Annotated in this window: 11 protein-coding genes; 6 read left to right on the top strand and 5 right to left on the bottom strand. The window is 37.9% G+C overall.

From position 1 onward, the window contains the following. Window positions 1–164 precede the first annotated feature (164 nt). The 3 genes from ACFIQC_RS02810 to ACFIQC_RS02800 form a co-directional block, all read right to left on the bottom strand. The gene (locus ACFIQC_RS02810; RefSeq protein ID WP_375706702.1) at window positions 165–2681 is read right to left on the bottom strand and encodes an SPOR domain-containing protein; all 2517 of its coding nucleotides are present in this window, start codon (window positions 2679–2681) and stop codon (window positions 165–167) included. Between the two features lie 151 nt (window positions 2682–2832). Then, entirely contained in the window at window positions 2833–4590 is a 1758-nt protein-coding gene (argS, locus tag ACFIQC_RS02805) for an arginine--tRNA ligase (protein WP_375706701.1), read from the bottom strand. A 30-nt stretch (window positions 4591–4620) separates the two neighbouring features. Next, the gene (locus ACFIQC_RS02800) at window positions 4621–5823 is read right to left on the bottom strand and encodes a deoxyguanosinetriphosphate triphosphohydrolase (RefSeq protein ID WP_375706700.1); all 1203 of its coding nucleotides are present in this window, start codon (window positions 5821–5823) and stop codon (window positions 4621–4623) included. Window positions 5824–5931: 108 nt separating this feature from the next. Between ACFIQC_RS02800 and ACFIQC_RS02795 the strand changes: the two genes are divergently transcribed. From ACFIQC_RS02795 to glmS, 5 genes are all read left to right on the top strand, one after another. Then, complete coding sequence (locus ACFIQC_RS02795) at window positions 5932–6255, top strand: iron-sulfur cluster assembly accessory protein (protein WP_273791197.1); 324 nt, start codon at window positions 5932–5934, stop codon at window positions 6253–6255. A 39-nt stretch (window positions 6256–6294) separates the two neighbouring features. Then, complete coding sequence (locus ACFIQC_RS02790) at window positions 6295–7284, top strand: carboxypeptidase regulatory-like domain-containing protein (RefSeq protein ID WP_375621340.1); 990 nt, start codon at window positions 6295–6297, stop codon at window positions 7282–7284. 43 nt (window positions 7285–7327) lie between these two features. Next, a complete protein-coding gene (locus ACFIQC_RS02785) occupies window positions 7328–8116 on the top strand; it encodes a cytochrome c biogenesis CcdA family protein (protein ID WP_375610470.1) in 789 nt (262 codons plus the stop codon). A 14-nt stretch (window positions 8117–8130) separates the two neighbouring features. Next, a complete protein-coding gene (glmU, locus tag ACFIQC_RS02780; protein ID WP_375610449.1) occupies window positions 8131–9480 on the top strand; it encodes a bifunctional UDP-N-acetylglucosamine diphosphorylase/glucosamine-1-phosphate N-acetyltransferase GlmU in 1350 nt (449 codons plus the stop codon). A 173-nt stretch (window positions 9481–9653) separates the two neighbouring features. Further along, entirely contained in the window at window positions 9654–11477 is a 1824-nt protein-coding gene (gene glmS / locus ACFIQC_RS02775) for a glutamine--fructose-6-phosphate transaminase (isomerizing) (protein WP_375621326.1), read from the top strand. Between the two features lie 354 nt (window positions 11478–11831). On the opposite strand, the gene recG is transcribed toward glmS, so the two are convergent. After that, window positions 11832–13940 carry an ATP-dependent DNA helicase RecG gene (recG, locus tag ACFIQC_RS02770; RefSeq protein WP_375621325.1) on the bottom strand — a complete coding sequence of 703 codons (2109 nt, stop codon included), beginning with the start codon at window positions 13938–13940 and terminating at the stop codon, window positions 11832–11834. A 401-nt stretch (window positions 13941–14341) separates the two neighbouring features. Between recG and dnaE the strand changes: the two genes are divergently transcribed. Then, window positions 14342–17809: a DNA polymerase III subunit alpha gene (gene dnaE, locus ACFIQC_RS02765; protein ID WP_375706729.1), complete on the top strand. Its 3468-nt coding sequence runs from the start codon at window positions 14342–14344 to the stop codon at window positions 17807–17809. 191 nt (window positions 17810–18000) lie between these two features. Here the strand turns inward: dnaE and ACFIQC_RS02760 are convergent, their stop codons facing one another. Further along, window positions 18001–19248 carry an FAD-binding protein gene (locus tag ACFIQC_RS02760; RefSeq protein WP_375706699.1) on the bottom strand — a complete coding sequence of 416 codons (1248 nt, stop codon included), beginning with the start codon at window positions 19246–19248 and terminating at the stop codon, window positions 18001–18003. Window positions 19249–19271: the final 23 nt, after the last annotated feature.

Below are 19271 nucleotides of genomic sequence, written 5' to 3'. Positions count from 1 at the left end.
ATCTTTTAGATAGGGCGAAAATCGACGTAGATTAAAGAATAAAGTCAGTGCAAACAGATAAGCGAAAAAGATAGGACGATTTTAATTTCTGAAGTTTTTGATAAGTAATTAAATGGTATGGAAATAAATAATGCAACGGTTGTTAAAACCGTTGCATTATTGGTTTAGCGTGTGATGAAGCAGCTTCCACCAGAACTTTTAATGGATTCACAAAGGATTATGGCTTCATTACGGTCTTGCGCTTGAAGTCGAACACGGTAATAAGTACCTTTTCCTGGTATAAAAGCGGATTGAATATTTAAAGAACGGGCACCGATAAGGAATCCAAATTTAGATTTCATATTTTTTAAAGAATTTCTAGCGAGCTCATACGTTGGTTGAGATGCAAGTTGTACGTAATAACTTTCTGAATTTTGTGCTGCGACTCTGTTTGGTGATATGGGGCGAGACGCGGCTGGTGTTTCAACTTGTGTATTTCTTTCTGCATGAGAAGGGATAGGGATAAATTTTTCTTCAATATTTGAGCTAGAATTATTTTCTGCGATTATTTTATCAATATTATTTTTGAGATCATGATCTCTTTCTTGGTCGTTTATATCAGAATCATGCGACGAAACAAGGGACGGATCTTGAAGTTCATTAGAAGTTTGATCAATGCTTTCTTCAGATTGAGCAGCAGTTTTGCTGTTTGTTTGATGCGCGGGGGCTAGTGTAACTGTACCATCTTGATTGACAATAACAGTTTGTATTTCTCGCATTGGAATAGTATGGTTTATGGCTTCTGTGACTGCATCTTCAACATCAGATTCATTTAAAGACGATGAGGAAACGTTTGAAGATTCTTCAGGGTTTAATTCTTTTAAATTTTCAGGTTGTTCAGAGTTATCAATAAGAAATTGTTGTGTATTTTCTTGTTTCTCATTTTGTTCAGTTGTTTGTTTATAGATATCTAAATTATGTGCAACATCATTTTTCGTTCCAGTTGTTTCTGGTTTGAATTTAAAAGGCGTATTATCAGCGTGGATAATGATCGTTTCTTCATTTTTTTGTGATGGCATAAAAAAATGAGAATAACCAGCAAACCCAAGTCCTATTAAAATAAGTATAAAAAAACCTTTAATGAAAGTTTTACCAAAAATAAAACTTTTTAAGGGAGGAGGAGCTGATGGAGGCGTGGGAACCTCATCTGAGCTTGTGTATGATGAATTCTCGCTAAAAGAGGGAAAATTATATTCCATATTGGCAGAAGAAAAATAGTCGGAATTTTGTTCTTTAGAGTTTATATAAACACCTTCTTTTGAATTTTGCATAGACTGATGAAAAACTTCACTAAAAACCTCATTTTTCTGTTGTTTTTGAGAAAAATTATCCGTTGGGACATTCCCTACATTGAGTACATCAGCAAATTCTTCTTCTAAACCACCATTAGTTGGCACATCATATTCTGGCGCTTCGTACGGGACTTCTGGAACCATAATAGGACCAGTTTTTTCTACGATTTCCTCTGAAAATTTATAAGTATCAACATTGGGAGGGGGAGTATCTCTGTGCGTATAGTTATGGGCAAAAAAGCCATCCGTTTGTTTTGTATTTAAAGAGGGGGATGAGGAAAGAAACTCATCTAAATTATTTTCATTATATGAAATTTCTCTATTTGGGTTAGAGGCACCTTCGCCGTTATTGATGTATTGGGCTCGAGCCTCATCATATATCGGAACTTTTTCGCCATAAGTTTCTTGTTGTGAGGGGTTTTCTGCAAAAAAATGGGGATAATTGGTTGTATGATCTTCTTGTGAAGCCCCCTTTAAATAAGATTGTCTATCAACTGGTGGAGAATCTAAAGGTGAGGAGAAGGTACTTGTTGTTTGATTTCTTGCAGTGTTTTGTCTTTCTGACACAAGATTAGAAGATGAGAAAAACTCATTTTCCTCTGTAGAAGAGGAGACATTAGGATAATCCTTTTTAATCCAATTTTCTTGATCAGCTGAAATTTTATAGGGATGGTTTATAGGAGTGTCATAGAGGTTTTGATTGTCCTCATAAGTTTTTTGTATATTCGTAGTCTCAGGTTGTTGTGAATTTATTTGTGAAAAACGATTGGTTTGTTCAACATCTTCTGGCGTCTCTCTCTTATTTTCGTGCCTTTCAGATTTATCAAAAAAGAAATTTTCTGATTCTGATTGTGACATAAGATTACTTTTTTCAAGAAAAGGATCAGCACTGGTTGCTGTTTTTTTCTGTTGATGTGATTGATTTTTTGGGATTGGTAATGGAGAAAGCTCATCTAAAATTTGTTCTTCATCATGACTGCTAGGTGAAGAATATTTCTCTTCAGATAAATTATTTTGTTTTGAATGGTTGAAAGAAGAAGATTGTGCAATATCTGAGGCTGTTGCGTTGCTGGTTGCATGCAAGTCCCATTGTTTTTTTTGATCATCAAACGGTAAGTCATGTGCTAAATTTTTTTCAAGTTCCTCTTCTAGAAAGGAGAAATCAAAATCATCATCATGGGATGATGTTTCGGGGCGAGATGTTGATCGTTCTGTTTTTAAAGAAGATTGCTCATTTTGGTTTCCGCTTTGTTTGTGCGGATTAAAAATGCGCGTAAGCCTTTCTAAAGGATCATGGTGTTCATGATCGTGTTTTGTTTCGTGTAGATTTTTGCGATCGTTATCGCTCATAGCTTTTCTCACATGATGGTTTGCACTTACGTGCAATCACTGGTTGATTTTGATTTGTTATATTAAAATTATAAATTTTCCCCCTCTCATGCAAGGATACATGAAAAAGTTTATCAATAGAGTACCTATTGTATGTATTTATAGAACTTTTTCAACGCATTTCTATGGGTGCTTCGACTCCTATGATGGTAAGCCCTGATGATAAAATATTGATAACAGCTTGTATCAATCCTAATCTTGCAAAGGATAACTCTTTATCATCAGGTTGAATAAAGCGTAAATTGAGATTTTCACTCCCTTTATTCCAATGGGTGTGAAAGCTGGAGGCAAGGTCATAAAGGTAAAACGCTAATCGATGCGGTTCTTTATGAATTACGGCCTGTTCAATGATACGTGGATATTCAGAAAGTTTGCGTATTAACAATATTTCATGGTCATCTGTTAATCGATGAAGATGGGCAATCAATGTATTATTTGAAAAGCTTTTAATATGAAGCGCTTCTTGTGCTTGACGAAAGACTGAGTGACAACGTGCACTTGCATATTGTACGTAAAAGATGGGGTTATCTTTTGATTGTTCTGTTACTTTTGCAAAATCAAAATCAAGAGGTGCTTCACACTTACGGTATAGCATCATAAAACGCACAGGATCACGCCCAACCTCTTCGACAACATCCCGTAGAGTGACAAAAGATCCTGCTCTTTTTGACATGCGTACAGGATGACCGTTGCGAAAAAGTTTTACCAATTGACACAAGAAGACACTTAATTTAGCTTTACCCCCAGAAATTGCTTTTGCCATTGCCTCTAGCCGCTTTACATAGCCAGCATGGTCTGCGCCTAGAATATAAATCATTTCATCAAAATGACGATTAAATTTATCCCGAAAATAAGCAACATCAGCAGCAAAATAAGTGTAAGAACCGTCAGATTTGACTAAAACACGGTCTTGGTCATCACCGACATTTGTTGAACGGAACAAAGTTTGTTCGCTTGGTTCCCAGTCTTCTGTATTTTGTCCTTTGGGAGGGGGGAGTTTTCCTTTGTAGATATAACCATTTAAAGTGAGGTCGTTGATGGTGTTACGAATGGCGCGTGCATTATCTGCATAAAGCATTCGCTCAGAGAAAAAGATATCATGATAAATATTAAGAGCAGCCAAATCTTCGCGAATCATGGACATCATTGCATGAATTGCACGTTCTTTCACAAGAGATAAGGCTTCATCTTTATCCATCGTGAGGAGTTGGTCACCAAACTCTTGAGCAAGCGATTGACCCAATGGTATCAAGTATTCTCCAGGATAGAGTCCTTCTGGAATTTCATTAATTTCTTGCCCAAGAGCTTCACGATAGCGCAATAGTACCGAATGGGCGAGGACTTCGATTTGTTGACCCGCATCATTGATATAATATTCTTTCGTAATGTTATAGCCCGTAAATTGTAGCAAATTGGAAAGGACATCTCCAACAACGGCTCCGCGGCAGTGTCCTACATGCATTGGTCCAGTGGGATTTGCTGAAACATATTCAACATTGACACGTTTTCCTTGTCCCATTGGGATACGACCATAAGAAGTACCTAATTCAAGCATGGATTTTATAACATCTTGCCAAAATAATTTTGTAAGCTTGATGTTGATAAAACCAGGACCGGCAACATCTATATTTTCGATAGAGGAATCATTTTTAAGAAGTTCTATGATTTTATCTGCAAGTGCACGTGGATTGATTCCAATAGATTTTGCAAGCACCATAGCAGCATTGGTTGATAAATGACCATGGGAGGAAACACGCGGAGGATCAACAGTGATTTTTGATAAATCTAGATCTTCTCCATTTTTTCCTTTTATATCAGATAATTCAATTGATCTCTTAATTTTTTTTTCGAAATTTTTAAAGATATTCATATTTAGCTTCCATGATGATGCCAAAAGCCATTAAACGAAATTATCTGTATGGTCAAATAAACGCTGATATTCACGTAGAGCGTAGTGATCCGTCATGCCTGAAAGAAAGTCTGCAATCAAACGTGCTAACTCTTGATTTTTTAAGTGCACTGTTTTGCTCTGCCAACTTTCAGGCATTGTATTTGGATTTTCATAATAACAATTGAATAATTTTTGTACAATGCATTTTGCTGCATTGCGACGACTAAGAACTTGTTCATGGTAGTAAAGATTTTTAAATAAAAAGTTTTTTAGTTCTTTTTCATAAACGGTCATTGTCGGTGAAAAGGTGACAATAGTTTGTTTTGCTTGGTGAATATCGTTTATGCTTGTTGGTTTGATGCGTGCTAAATTTTTTTGTGACTGTTTGATAACATCTTCAACCATGGTTGTTATTTGTCTTCGTACAAGCGTGTAACCGCGACGCGTTTGGTCGAGCTGGGGATGCTCATCTGTTATATCTTGTAATATTGCTGCTGTTAGTGAAACATGTTCAAATTGATCGAGTGTTAAAAATTGCGAACGTAGACCATCATCAATATCATGCGCATTGTATGCGATATCATCTGCAATAGCAGCACATTGCGCTTCTAGTCCTGCAAAACAATCGAGTGCAAGGTCTTGCTTTACATTGTATTGTAAAATATCGATAGGAACCTCCTTATTCTTCGCGTGAGGACCTAAAAGGGGACCATTATGCTTTACAAGTCCTTCGAGGGTTTCCCATGTAAGGTTAAGTCCATCAAAATTTGCATAGCGCTGTTCTAGTTTTGTTACAATGCGTAATGCTTGTGCATTATGATCAAAGCCGCCACAATGTACCATGGCTTCATTAAGAGCATCTTCTCCAGCATGGCCAAAGGGTGTGTGTCCAAAGTCGTGAACAAGGGCAATGGCTTCGGCAAGGTCTTCATCAAGACACAGGGCACGGGCTAATGTTCTTGCAATTTGAGAAACCTCTATGGAATGGGTTAGGCGAGTACGGTAATGATCGCTTTCATCAGCAATAAACACTTGCGTTTTATGTTTAAGACGTCGAAATGCATTAGAATGGATAATACGATCTCTATCTCGTTGAAAAGGTGAGCGTGTGGTGCTCATCGTTTCATGGTATAATCGACCACGGCTTGTTTGTGGATGAGCACTGTATACTGCTCGAGATTGGTAATTGAAGTTGATATTTCCTATATCCATTGCAAGCTGTCTATTATCATCTTAAAATTGAGAGTGGTTTATGAGAAATAAACTGCTCTTTGAGTGTAGGATACTCTTTCTTGATGGTTTAATGCAAGGATATATAAAATGAATGTGAAAATTTCAGATGTTGCTGCCAAAAAAATTGCACAGATACTTTTGCGTGAACCCGATAAAATAGCATTACGTATTTCTGTTGAAGGTGGTGGGTGTTCTGGTTTTTCTTATAAATATGACTTGGTTTCTGAAATGTGTGAAGATGACCTCGTTCTCAAAAAAGACGGGGCAGTTGTGTTTATTGATTTACTATCACTTCCTTTTATGGAAGGAGCTGAGATTGATTTTGTTGATGATCTTATGGGGCAGTCTTTTCAAATCCACAATCCCAATGCTGTTTCATCATGTGGTTGTGGTGTAAGTTTCTCAATTTAAAATGATGGCTGTGTGATATTGTTTCTTGAAAAAAAGATCATGTTGGTCAACAATGCAAAAATGGGTATTCTTATAAAAATAGTGCACCGATGTGTATGGTTGTGCGTGGTGCTTGCTTTATTGACTTGGAGTCACTGTGCTTTTTCTGAAGCAGGAGAAGGGCAAGATCAGCAGCAGAGACAATCAAGGAGTTTTATTGTAAAGACTCAAGAGCAGGAGAACGAAAACTTAGCATCTCAAACACAACTCATTTTGAATGCTCGATTAACAAATAGTCATCCGGATATTGAAAAAGGGCTTGTCTGGCGGGTTTATGCCCCTATTCTAGGGATTGATAATAAGTTACCATTAGTGGCAACCTATAAGGGGGGAGGTGCACGTTTTAATCTCGAACCAGGAAATTATCTTGTTCATGTCTCATTTGGTCATATGAGTGCTGTGCGCCATATTCGTTTAGAAAATGGGCAGAGTCTTGTAAAAAACTTTAATCTTGAGGCTGGTGGTGTCATTTTAAATGCAACACTGCTCAATGGCGTAATGAATGAAAAGGAACTCCGTTTTACCATTTATGAGGATGAAAAAGAAAATGATGATACGGGAGTGATTATATCAAATGTTAAACCCCACTCAGTTGTGCGTTTAAAAGCTGGCCGCTACCATGTTGCTTCCCATTATGGTTCTATTAATGCGACGGCTCGTTCCGATATTCAAGTGGATGCGGGTAAAATAACAGAAGTTACTCTTGAACATCAGTCCGCTCAGATTGTCTTAAAGTTGGTGCGACAAGAAGGAGGAGAAGCGCTTGCAGATACAAGTTGGTCTCTTGCCAATGATTCTGGTGATATCGTTTATGAAACAGTTGGTGCGTATGTTTCACTCGTGTTAGCAGAGGGAGAGTATATTGCAATTGCTAAAAATAAAGATAAAATCTATCAAAAAGTTTTTTCAGTCGTTTCTGGTCATGATGAAGATATAAGTGTGATAGCGAATGAAGAAAATATGCAACAAATTGATGAAGATGTGGATTGATCATTGTTCATGGGGGTAAACTATGATGAAAGACGGGGTATGAATTTTGATTGAAATTTCAACAGTTGGTGTGTTTTTTGCTGGGGCACTCTCTTTTTTGTCACCATGCGTTTTGCCGTTAGTTCCTCCTTATTTGTGCTATATGGCAGGGGTTGGTATTGATGATTTTCGTTCAGAAAAGCCTGATGAGAAAGTCTTTATCCGGTGGGCTTTATTATCTTCTGTTATTGCTTTTGTTCTTGGGTTTACGACTGTTTTTGTTGCTTTAGGTGCCAGTGCTAGTACAATTGGGAAATTCATCGGTTATTATCGTGATTGGTTTGCCCTTGCTGCTGGAATTGTCATTATTATTTTTGGTTTAAATTTTTTGGGGATTTTCAAGATCGCTTTTTTATTTCGTGAGGCGCGTTTTCAGACCAAAAAAACACCTGCTGGTCCTTTAGGCGCGTATATTATCGGTTTAGCTTTTGCCTTTGGTTGGACACCGTGTATTGGCCCTATTTTAGGTCCTATTATAACGCTTGCTGGAACAAAAGAAACTGTGGGAGAGGGAGCTGTTCTCTTAGCGGTTTATGCATTAGGTCTTGCTATTCCTTTTATGTTAGCAGCTTTATTTTCGAGCAGTTTTATGCGATTTTTAGGAGCTTTTCGTATTCATTTAGGAAAAGTTGAAAAAATCATTGGTGTTTTTCTTATTCTTACAGGGATTTTGTTTTTAACAGGTTCTATGCAGGATCTTTCATTTTGGCTTTTAGAACATTATCCTTCGTTGAGTTATATTGAAGATATTCGTTGGCACAGTATTATGAATTTTTTTGGATTTTCTCGTTAGTCTTATGTGTTTTTATGGTTAGAAGTTGTCTTTCTATTGTTCTTGCCGCAGGTGAGGGGACGCGCATGAAATCGTCTCTGCCTAAGGTACTTCATAAAATTGCTGGATTGCCTCTTATATGCCATGTTCTAAAACAAATAGAATTGGCAGGCTCTTCACAATTAGCGGTTGTTGTGGGATATGGTGCTAAGGAGGTTATGCACGTTGTTCAGTCATTTGTAAAAGATGTAATGATTTTTGAACAAAAAGAGCGTTTAGGAACTGCCCATGCTGTTTTGTCTGCTCGTTTAGCTTTGCAAAAGGAGGTGGATGATGTGCTCATTGTTTTTGGGGATACTCCTCTCATTCAGCAAGATTCATTGCACCAAATGCGTGCACAGCTTGCTGATGGAGCAGATGTTGTTTTTGCAGGTTTTCATACCAAACATCCAACAGGTTATGGACGTCTTCTCGAGAAAAATGGTCAATTGATTGCAATTGTAGAAGAAAAAGACGCTAGCGATGAAGAAAAAAAGATTTCTTTTTGTAACGGTGGAATACTCGCTATGCGTGGAAAACATGCACTTTCTCTTTTAGAGAAAGTTGGTAATAATAATGTGAAAAAAGAATATTACTTAACAGATATTGCTTCTCTTGCAACACGCGAAGGATTAGATGTGCGTGTTGTTGAAGTTCCTTTTGAAGATATTGTAGGAATTAACAACGGTTTTGAGCTTTCTGAGGCTGATTCTTTGTGGCAAAAACGTAAAGCGCGCGATTTAATGTTATCGGGTGTTACACTCTTAAAGCCAGAAACACTCTATTTTTCTTATGATACAGAAATTGCACCAGGGGTGGTGATAGAACCAAATGTTTATTTTGGGTTAAACGTAAAAGTACAATCTGGTGCGGTTATTCATGCATTTAGTTATCTCGAAGGTGCTGTGGTTGGTAGAGATGCACAGATTGGTCCCTATGCACGTTTGCGTCCTGGAACAGAGTTGGCTAAGTCCGTAAAGATTGGAAATTTTTGTGAAGTCAAACAAGCTAAGGTAGGAGAATCTTCTAAAATCAATCATTTAAGTTATATTGGTGATGCCGAAATTGGTGCACATACCAATATTGGAGCCGGTACGATTACTTGCAATTATGATGGATTTAACAAATATAAAACCATGATTGGTGATCATGCTTTTGTTGGGTCTAATACGGCACTTGTTTCCCCATTGGTAATAGGGGATGGCTCTTATGTTGCTTCAGGAAGTGTTATTACTGAAAATATTCCTATGAACAGTATGGCTTTTGGGCGTGCACGACAGGTTATAAAAGAGGGCTATGCGACAAAATTTCGAGAGCGTTTGTTAGAAAACAAACAGAAAAAATGATTATTTTCAGCTTATTCTTTTGTTTCGTGTTAATCTAACGATGGATGGAAGATTTATTCTTAAAGATTGCCGTATTCCATGTTTGAATTATTTTTATTATTTATAGTTTTAAATAAAGGCTGTTGGATTGTTTTGTAAAATTTGAATCTTAAGATGTGGGTTGGAGCTTTTTAATGTGTGGAATTATTGGAGTTCTTGGAAAGAGGTGTGTTACGTCCTCTTTGGTTGAGGGGTTAAAACGTCTTGAATATAGAGGGTATGATTCATCTGGGGTGGCAACGGTCCATAATGGGCATCTTTATCGTGTACGTGCTGAGGGGAAGCTTGTTCATTTAGAAGAAAAATTAAAAAAAACACCTCTGGAGGGAAGTTTAGGGATTGGTCATACCCGTTGGGCTACGCATGGAATTGCTGTTGAACGCAATGCGCATCCCCATGTGACTGAAAAGCTTGCGATTGTTCATAATGGTATTATTGAAAATTTTGTAGAACTGCAAAAGGAACTCATAGAGGATGGTTGTATCTTTGAAACAGAGACGGATACGGAAGTTATTGCACATTTAATAACGCGTGCATTAAAAGATGGTCTTTCTCCGCAAGAAGCCATACGTACCAGTTGGAAAAGGCTGCAGGGGGCTTTTGCTATTGCTCTTATTTTCGAAGGTGAAGATAACCTTATGATTGCGGCTTGTTCTGGTCCACCTCTGGCAATTGGTTATGGAAAAGATGAATTTTTTGTGGGGTCAGATGCCATAGCTTTGGCACCATTCGTTGATTATATTAGCTATATGGAAGATGGGGATTGGGCTGTTCTCACACGGGAAGGTGTTACAATTTATGATGCTAATAACCAACCGGTCAAACGTCCTGTGACGACATTACTTGAAGGGGCTTTATTGATTTCTAAGGGTAATCATCGTCATTTTATGCACAAGGAAATGTTTGAACAACCTGAAGTGATTTCTCATAATTTGGCACATTATCTTGATCTTGGAAATTATGTCGTTCGACCGCTTAAGAATTTGATTGATTGGAAAAATATTCATCGGCTTCTTTTTGCGAGTTGTGGAACGGCTTATTATTCAACCTTAGTTGCGCGCTATTGGTTTGAGAAATTTGCCGCTTTAAGTGTTGATAATGATGTTGCTTCGGAGTTTCGTTATCGTGAACCTCCTATAACGTCTGATGTGTTATCGCTGTTTGTTTCTCAATCTGGTGAGACAGCTGATACATTGGCTTCTTTGCGTTATTGTCGTGAGCGGGGTGTAAAAACAGCAACAATTGTGAATGTAGAGCAATCAACAATGGCAAGGGAGGCTGATTTTATTCTCCCAACACTTGCTGGACCGGAAATAGGTGTTGCTTCAACAAAAGCTTTTACCTGTCAATTGGCAACGCTTGCTTCACTCGCTCTTAGTGCGGCTAAACAACGTGGCTATCTCTCGGCTCAAATAGAAAAGCAATTGGTTCAACAGTTGGCAGAAGTTCCACGTATTTTAAATGAGGTCTTAAAATTAGAGAGAAAAATTGAATGTATTTGTCGTGATTTGGTGAATGCAAAAAGTGTTCTTTATCTGGGACGTGGAACTTCTTATCCGATTGCTTTGGAGGGAGCTCTTAAACTGAAAGAGCTTTCTTATATTCATGCTGAAGGTTATGCGGCAGGTGAATTAAAGCATGGACCAATTGCTCTGGTGGATGAGACAATACCCGTTATTGTTGTTGCACCTTATGATCGGTGGTTTGAAAAAACTTTTTCTAATATGCAAGAAGTGGTAGCGCGTAATGGTCGTATTATTTTAATAACCGATAAAAAAGGAGCAGAGGTGGCTTGTCTTAAGACTTTATCAACGATCACTTTGCCAGATGTTCCAGAATTTATTTCTCCTATTATTTATGCACTCCCTGTTCAGTTAATCGCTTATCATACGGCTGTTTTATTAGGAACAGATGTTGATCAACCCCGTAATTTAGCAAAATCAGTCACGGTTGAATAAAAGTATATTTCTGAATCTTTTGGAGAATAATCAAGTGTAAGAAATTGATTTATAATGAAACTTATTTTTTCATTTTCTCTGTTGAACGAGAATGCTGTAGACAGTTTTTTTCTTTCTCAATCCTTTACGATAAAACGAAAAATATCTTCTTACCTATCAAAAAATGGATCAGCTATGTGAACATAATGGTAAAAAAGACGCAATATTGCTTCTACTGTTTTAATGCAGTTGATTTGTTATTCGTTCATGAAGCATAAAGATGGTAAGAGACTGCGTAGATCATTTATGGGTAATTCTAAGAAAAAACCATATTTGAACAGAGAGATATTTAAGTTTTTTATTAGAGGGTCTTTGTTATCCTGCTCGTAAGAGGCGTGCAGCATCGTTGTGTCCGAAAAGATAAAGGAGCAACCGTAAAGCTTGTCCTTGCTCAGAAGAAAGATGAGGATCGCGTTGTAAAAATAAACGAGCATCTTTTCTTGCCATTGACAAAAGATCGCTATGAACTGCAAGGTTTGCTATATGAAATTCAGGGACTCCAGATTGTTTTGTACCTAAAAGCTCTCCTTCGCCTCGTAGGCGCCAATCTTCTTCAGCGATTTCAAAACCATCTTCTGTATTGCGGATAATATTAAGGCGTGTTGCTGCTGTTTTAGTCAGTGGATCTTTATAGAGCAAAATGCAGGAAGACTTTTTATCACCTCGTCCTACACGTCCACGTAATTGGTGCAATTGTGAAAGGCCAAAATGTTCCGCGTGTTCGATGATAATGATCGAAGCATCTGGAATATCTACTCCCACTTCAATGACTGTGGTTGCAACTAAAATACGTGTATTTCCACATTTAAAAGATGCCATAGCGGCTTCTTTTTCTGCTGTAGACATTTTTCCATGGATCATACCAACGTGTGCTCCAAAGCGCTCATGGAGAAATGCAAAGCGGTTTTCAATTGAAGTGAGATCAAGAGCTGTCGATTCCTCTACTAAAGGACAAATCCAATAGAGCTTTTCTCCTTTTTCTAATGCAATTGCGATTCTCGCTATAAGCTCATGAAGACGTTTCAAAGAAAGCGTTGCTGTTGTAATGGGTTGTCGTCCCATTGGTTTTTCGGTAATTTTAGAGACATCCATATCACCAAAAGCTGTTAAGACAAGTGTGCGCGGAATGGGCGTGGCGGTCATAACCAGCATATCAGCTTTATTGCCTTTTTCTGTAAGAGCGATACGTTGATGGACACCAAAACGGTGTTGTTCATCGATAATGGTTAAAGCGAGATTATTATAAGTAACACTGTTTTGTATGAGAGCATGGGTTCCGATGACAATAGAAACTTGACCTGACAGAATATCATTCACGATATTTGTCCGCAATTTCCCTTTTTCTCGTCCTGTTAAAAGCGTTGTTTGTAATCCGACCTTTTCGGCAAGAGGAGCGATGGTGGCAAAATGTTGCCTAGCAAGCACTTCAGTTGGTGTCATTAAAGCTGATTGTCCTGAATTTTCAGCAATTTGTGCCATTGCCATCAATGCAACAACAGTTTTTCCTGCGCCTACATCACCTTGAAGTAGTCTTAGCATCGGTTCTGGTGAAGCAAGATCATTTGCGATATCTTCTACTGCTTTTTTTTGTCCGGTTGTGAGTTGAAAGGGGAGGATATTAAGCAATTTTTTAGTATAAATTCCTGTTGATGGTCGAGAAGTGCCAACAAGAGATTTAGTTTTCAAACGCACGAGTCCTAGTGCCAATTGACAAGCGAGCAATTCATCATAGGCAAGACGTTTGCGTGCTGTACTTTCTAAGGATAGATCATTGGGGTTAATGGGCGCATGGATACGGCGTAAAGCAACGGAAAAAGAAGGAAAATTTTGCTGCTTTTTTACATTTTCATCTATCCATTCTGGTAGAAGAGGAATAAAATCAAGAGCGTTTTGTATGGCGCGTCTTAGTGTCTTTACAGTTAGTCCGGCAGTAGAGGGATAGACAGGTTCGATCAGAGGTATCTGATTTGATTGTTCGCTTGGGGCAATATAGTCTGGATGCGCCATTGAAAGCTGTCCATTAAACCATTCAACTTTTCCTGATATAATGACTTTTTTTCCTTCGGGGAGTTGTTTTTTTAGCCAAAGAGGTTGAGCATGAAAAAAGACTAAATTTATTTTTCCTGTGTGATCATGGGCAATAACACGATAGGGAATTCGGTTGTGACCACGGGGTGGTGGTTGATGCTGATCGATGATAATTTCGAGCGTAACAGTATCTCCTTCTTTTGCACAAGCAATGTTGGGACGCATTCTGCGGTCTATAACGGAATGGGGCATTAATTGAAGAAGGTCAATAAGGGTTGCTTCGCGTTGTGTGGGATTAACATCTAAGAGTTTGGTCAATAAACCATAGACTTTAGGTGTAATACCAGAAAGAGTTCGGATAGAATTAAAAAGTGGGGTAAGAAGACTTGGAGGCATGAGCAAATTTAACCTGCCCTTTTTGTTTTTTCTAGACCTTTAGAAGAGCTTTTTGGGGATAAAGTCATAAAGAGGAGGTTGCTTTATTTACACATTGAACTTTAGGAAGAGAAATTAATATTTAAAGAAAAATACAATTAAATGGTCAAAAATTAAAGTGCTTAGATGAGGTATATTGTTTTTCTTTTTATTTTAGGTGTTTATTTGCTGTGAATAGAAGCATTTTCTTGATAGAACTCTCTTATAAATATTAATAAAATTGGGATATTGCTCCTATGTAGGATGATGAATTTATAGCTTTAAAGTTTGATGATAAACAGAATTTTTTCTTTTATAAGGGGTGCTGTTTAGCATTTATTTTGTAATGGGAAATTGTGAGAGTGGTAAAAACTAAAATGCAAATGCAAGAGAACAAAAATTCTCTTCCTCGCTTTATTCATTTGAGAGTGCATTCAGCTTATTCCTTGCTCGAAGGGGCTTTAAAAATCCCCCAAATTATTCAACAGACGATTTCAGATCATGCACCAGCGGTTGCTATTACCGATACCAATAATTTATTTGGTGCTTTGGAATTTTCACAGCATTGTCTTTCTCATGGGGTCCAACCTATTATTGGTTGTCAGCTTACTGTTGATTTTTGTGATGAAAATGATCATTCACGTTTGGCTAAATGGCGTAATGCTTCTGATTTCTGCTCTATTGTTCTTTTGGCTGCTAGCGAAACCGGTTATGCTCATTTGGTTCGTCTTGTGAGCCGTGCTTATCTTGATAAGTGTGATACTGATCCTCCTCATATTAAAGCTGATTGGTTGTCAGAACACAGTGAAGGCATAATCGCTTTAACGGGTGGAAAGGGAGGACCTATTAATCTTTCTTTGGCAGAAGAGAAAAAAGAACATGCTGTTGAGCGCTTAATTTATTTGAAAAAATCTTTTGCTGATCGTCTTTATGTGGAGTTACAACGGCATGGCTCTTATGACCGGAGAGTAGAAGCTGATCTTATTGAATTGGCTTATGCGCATGAAATTCCTCTTGTAGCAACGAATGAAGCTTTTTTTCTGCAAAGAGAAGGGTATGAAGCGCATGATGCGCTGATGGCTGTTTCAGAAGGACAAATTGTCTCTAATCCAGATCGCAAACGTGTGACACCAGATCATTATTTGAAGTCACAAGATGAAATGGTTACACTGTTTTCTGATCTTCCAGAAGCTTTGGAAAATAGTGTTGAAATTGCATTGCGTTGTCATATTGCCTCGCCTCTTCGAAAACCGATATTGCCTCGTTTTATAGAACAATCTGTTAATTCAGAAACTACTTTAGAAATAGAAGATAGTGAGTTATTAAATCAGGCTAAAGATGGTTTGAAGATTCGGCTTGAAACAATAGGGTTGGCTGAAGGGTATACGATTGCAGATTATGAACAGCGGCTTGATTATGAAATTTCAGTTATTACGCGTATGCAATTTTCTGGATATTTTCTTATCGTTTCAGATTTCATAAAATGGGCAAAGGTTCATGACATTCCCGTTGGACCAGGCCGGGGTTCTGGTGCTGGTTCACTTGTTGCTTATGCATTGACGATTACTGATGTGGATCCCTTGCGGTTTTCTCTTCTCTTTGAACGTTTTCTGAATCCAGATCGTGTTTCGATGCCAGATTTTGATATCGACTTTTGTCAAGAGCGGCGCGAAGAAGTTATTCAATATGTTCAAAAAAAATATGGACGTGATCAAGTTGCTCAAATTATTACCTTTGGTAAGTTACAGGCACGTGCAGTTTTGCGTGATGTGGGGCGTGTTTTAGAAGTTCCTTATCGTCAGGTGGATTATCTTACAAAATTAATTCCTGCCACCCCAGGAAGTCAGGTAGAATTAGCAGATGCTATTAAGGATGAACCTAAATTTGAAGAAGAAAAGAAAAAAGATCCCGTTGTTGGACGCGCATTAGATATAGCGCTTCAGTTGGAGGGACTTTATCGTCATGCTTCAACTCATGCTGCTGGGATTGTTATCGGAGATCGTCCACTTTGGGAGCTTGTCCCGATGTATCGTGATCCTCGTTCTGATATGCCTGTTACACAATTTAACATGAAATATGTTGAACAAGCGGGGCTGGTAAAATTTGATTTTCTTGGATTAAAAACGCTTACTGTTTTGAAAATGGCAGTCGATTTTGTTGCCAGAAAGGGGATTAAAATAGATTTATCAAATATTCCTCTGAATGATGAAGCAACCTACGCTATGATGGCACGTGGTGAAACGGTTGGCGTGTTTCAGGTGGAAAGTTCTGGTATGCGCAAGGCGTTGATTGGAATGAAGCCAGACCGTATTGAAGATATTATTGCGCTGGTTGCACTTTATCGTCCAGGTCCAATGGAGAATATTCCAACCTATAATGCACGCAAACATGGGGAAGAGGAAATTGCTTCTATTCATCCTAAGATAGATCATCTGATCAAAGAAACACAAGGTGTTATTGTCTATCAAGAACAGGTGATGCAGATTGCTCAGGTTCTTGCTGGCTATTCGCTTGGAGAAGCTGATTTACTACGTCGTGCTATGGGGAAAAAAATTCATGCTGAAATGCAAAAACAGCGTACGCGTTTTGTCAATGGAGCTGTTGCAGGTGGCGTGGATAAAGATCAAGCTGATATTATCTTTGATCTTTTAGCAAAATTTGCCGATTATGGTTTTAATAAATCGCACGCTGCTGCTTATGCAATTGTTTCTTACCAAACGGCTTATATGAAAGCAAACTATCCCGTTGAGTTTTTAGCTGCTTCAATGACATATGATATGACGAATACAGATAAGCTCAATGATTTTCGGCGTGAAGCATTAAGGTTGGGTATTGAAGTTATTGCACCTTCTATACAAACATCTCATCGTGTTTTTGAGGTTGGTGATAATTGTATTTATTATTCTCTTGCTGCCATTAAAGGTGTGGGAGAAACTGTTGTAGATCATATTGTTTCTTGTCGTGGGAGTAAGATTTTTAAGGATTTGGAAGATTTTTGTGCGCGTGTTGATCCTCGTATTGTTAATAAGCGTGCGATGGAAAGTTTAGTTTGTGCTGGTGCTTTTGATTGTTTTAACATTGCACGTGAGGTTTTATTAGCCAATCTTGGAACCCTTCATGCGCGTGCACTTCGTATTCTCGATGACAATTCTAGCGGGCAGGTTGATATATTTGGAATGGCAGGCGGATTAAAAGAACCATTGATTTTATCGCAAACAACCCCTTGGTTGCCGGCTGAGAAACTTTATCGAGAATTTCAAGCTATAGGTTTTTACTTTTCTGCGCATCCTTTGGAGGAGTATCAAGCTATTCTGAACAAAAAACGTATTCAGACTTGGGGTAATTTTGCCAATGCCGTTAAAGGGGGAGCAACGGCTGCACGGCTTGCTGGAACTGTTGTGGCAAAAAACGTGCGCAAAACAAAATCTGGTAAAAAAATGGGAATTATTCATTTTTCTGATACAAGTGGACAATATGAAGCAGTTCTCTTTTCTGAGGCACTCTCGGATTATGAAGAGATGCTAGAACCCGGAAAATCTTTTATTATTACGGTGAGCGCAGAAAATCGTTCTGAAGGAGTTAGTTTGCGAATTGAAACAATTCAGTCTTTGGAAAATGAATCATTACAACAGCATAAAATGATGCGTCTCTTTATAAAAACAGTTGATATGCTTCCACAAATTGAACAAAATTTAAATCTTGGGGGGAATGGAGAGGTTGGGCTTATTTTAATTCAAGAGGATGGATTGCGAGAAGTCGAAATTGCGCTTCCTAAGCGATATAAGGTAAATTCACATGTCGCAAATGCTATGAAATTAATTCAGGGTGTTGTTGATGTAGAATTGAGTTAAAGAAAGATTAAATATGGGAGCTGATTTTGAGTGGTGTTTTTGCTTTTAGGAGAGCTAAAAATGGAGCTTTTAAAATCGGATTGTAGGTTTCGAAAAATATTGCTTTTATTAGAGTAAATTATGATATTTTTTAGTGTCATAAAATTAAAAAAATCTCGTTCTTTCGTAATATTCAAAGTGCCGGAAGAATTTTATAAGTTTTTATCATTATTTTTTATAGAATTCATCGCATCATACATGTAAAGCCAATTGAGATCTGACATAATGCTCTCTGGTGTACGAATTTTCATCATGAGATTGCGTGCAATTGCTATGGGACCGGTTGCGTGATAGGCTAATCTATTGAAATCTCCGCGTTTTTTTACTGCTACAATACGCGGGGTGCGTGTTGTTTCGTAAAGCGAAAGTGCTTTCGTTAATGAAAAATCTTTCAATGAAAGTGCTTTTGCTAATGTGGCGGCATCTTCGATTGCCATAGCGGCACCTTGTGCTGCAAAAGGTAAGGCAGCATGTGCGCAATCGCCAACAAATACTTGTCTCTCTAAACCGATAAAACGATTTTGTTTCATTTGAAAAAGTGGCCAATAACTCCATTCATCAATATGATCGAAGATTTGTAAGATTTTTGAATTCCAATCTTTAAAAAGAGATTTGAGTTTTTCTTTATCTCCTTTATGAGCCCATCCTTCTTTTGAACTTTCTCCATTCGTAATGGCGACAAAATTAAAATTTTTTTCTGACGATTGAATGGGGTAGACAACAAGATGATTTTTTGGTCCCATCCAAGCCGTAATTGTCTTCATATTTTGCAATGAAGAACGAAAGTTTTGAGGAAGATTATCAGATGTTGTTGTTGCACGCCAAGCAATAAAGCCACTAAAATTTGCTTTTTCATGAAAAGGAGATTGTTGCCGTAATGTTGACCAAACGCCATCACATCCGATCAAGAGGGGCGTTGAATAAAGCTGTTCTGTTGCCGTATCTGTTTTTATGGTCGTGATTTTAATGTTGGTTGCCGATTGGGTAGAAGATACAATCGTTTCGCCTGCTTTGTATTTGATCAAAGGATTTTCAATCACTGCATTATATAAAATTTTTTGTAAAGCCGCGCGGTGAATCGTCATATAAGGGGCTTTCCAATATTTTTCTGTTAGATTAATAAGATGAGCCCGTAGATGTATTTTTAAAGATAATCCATCTTTTAACTCAAGAAAATATGGGATTGTCGCGACTTCAGTGAGTTTGTTAAGAAGTTTCCAGCGAGCAAGAATAGATGTTGCATTTGGTGTCAGTTGAATACCAGCGCCTATCGTTTCAAGTTGCTTACACTTTTCGATAATGGTGCTTGCAATTCCTTTATGAGCGAGTGCTAAAGCGGTGCTTAAACCAGCAATTCCTCCTCCAACGATGATGGGTGATTGTTCCACAAATGATTTCATATTAAACAAGCAGAATTAAAAGA

The organism is Bartonella sp. AA126HLJHH (assembly GCF_042197425.1).
Lineage (GTDB): Bacteria > Pseudomonadota > Alphaproteobacteria > Rhizobiales > Rhizobiaceae > Bartonella.
This window is presented reverse-complemented; position numbering and strand designations above follow the sequence as displayed.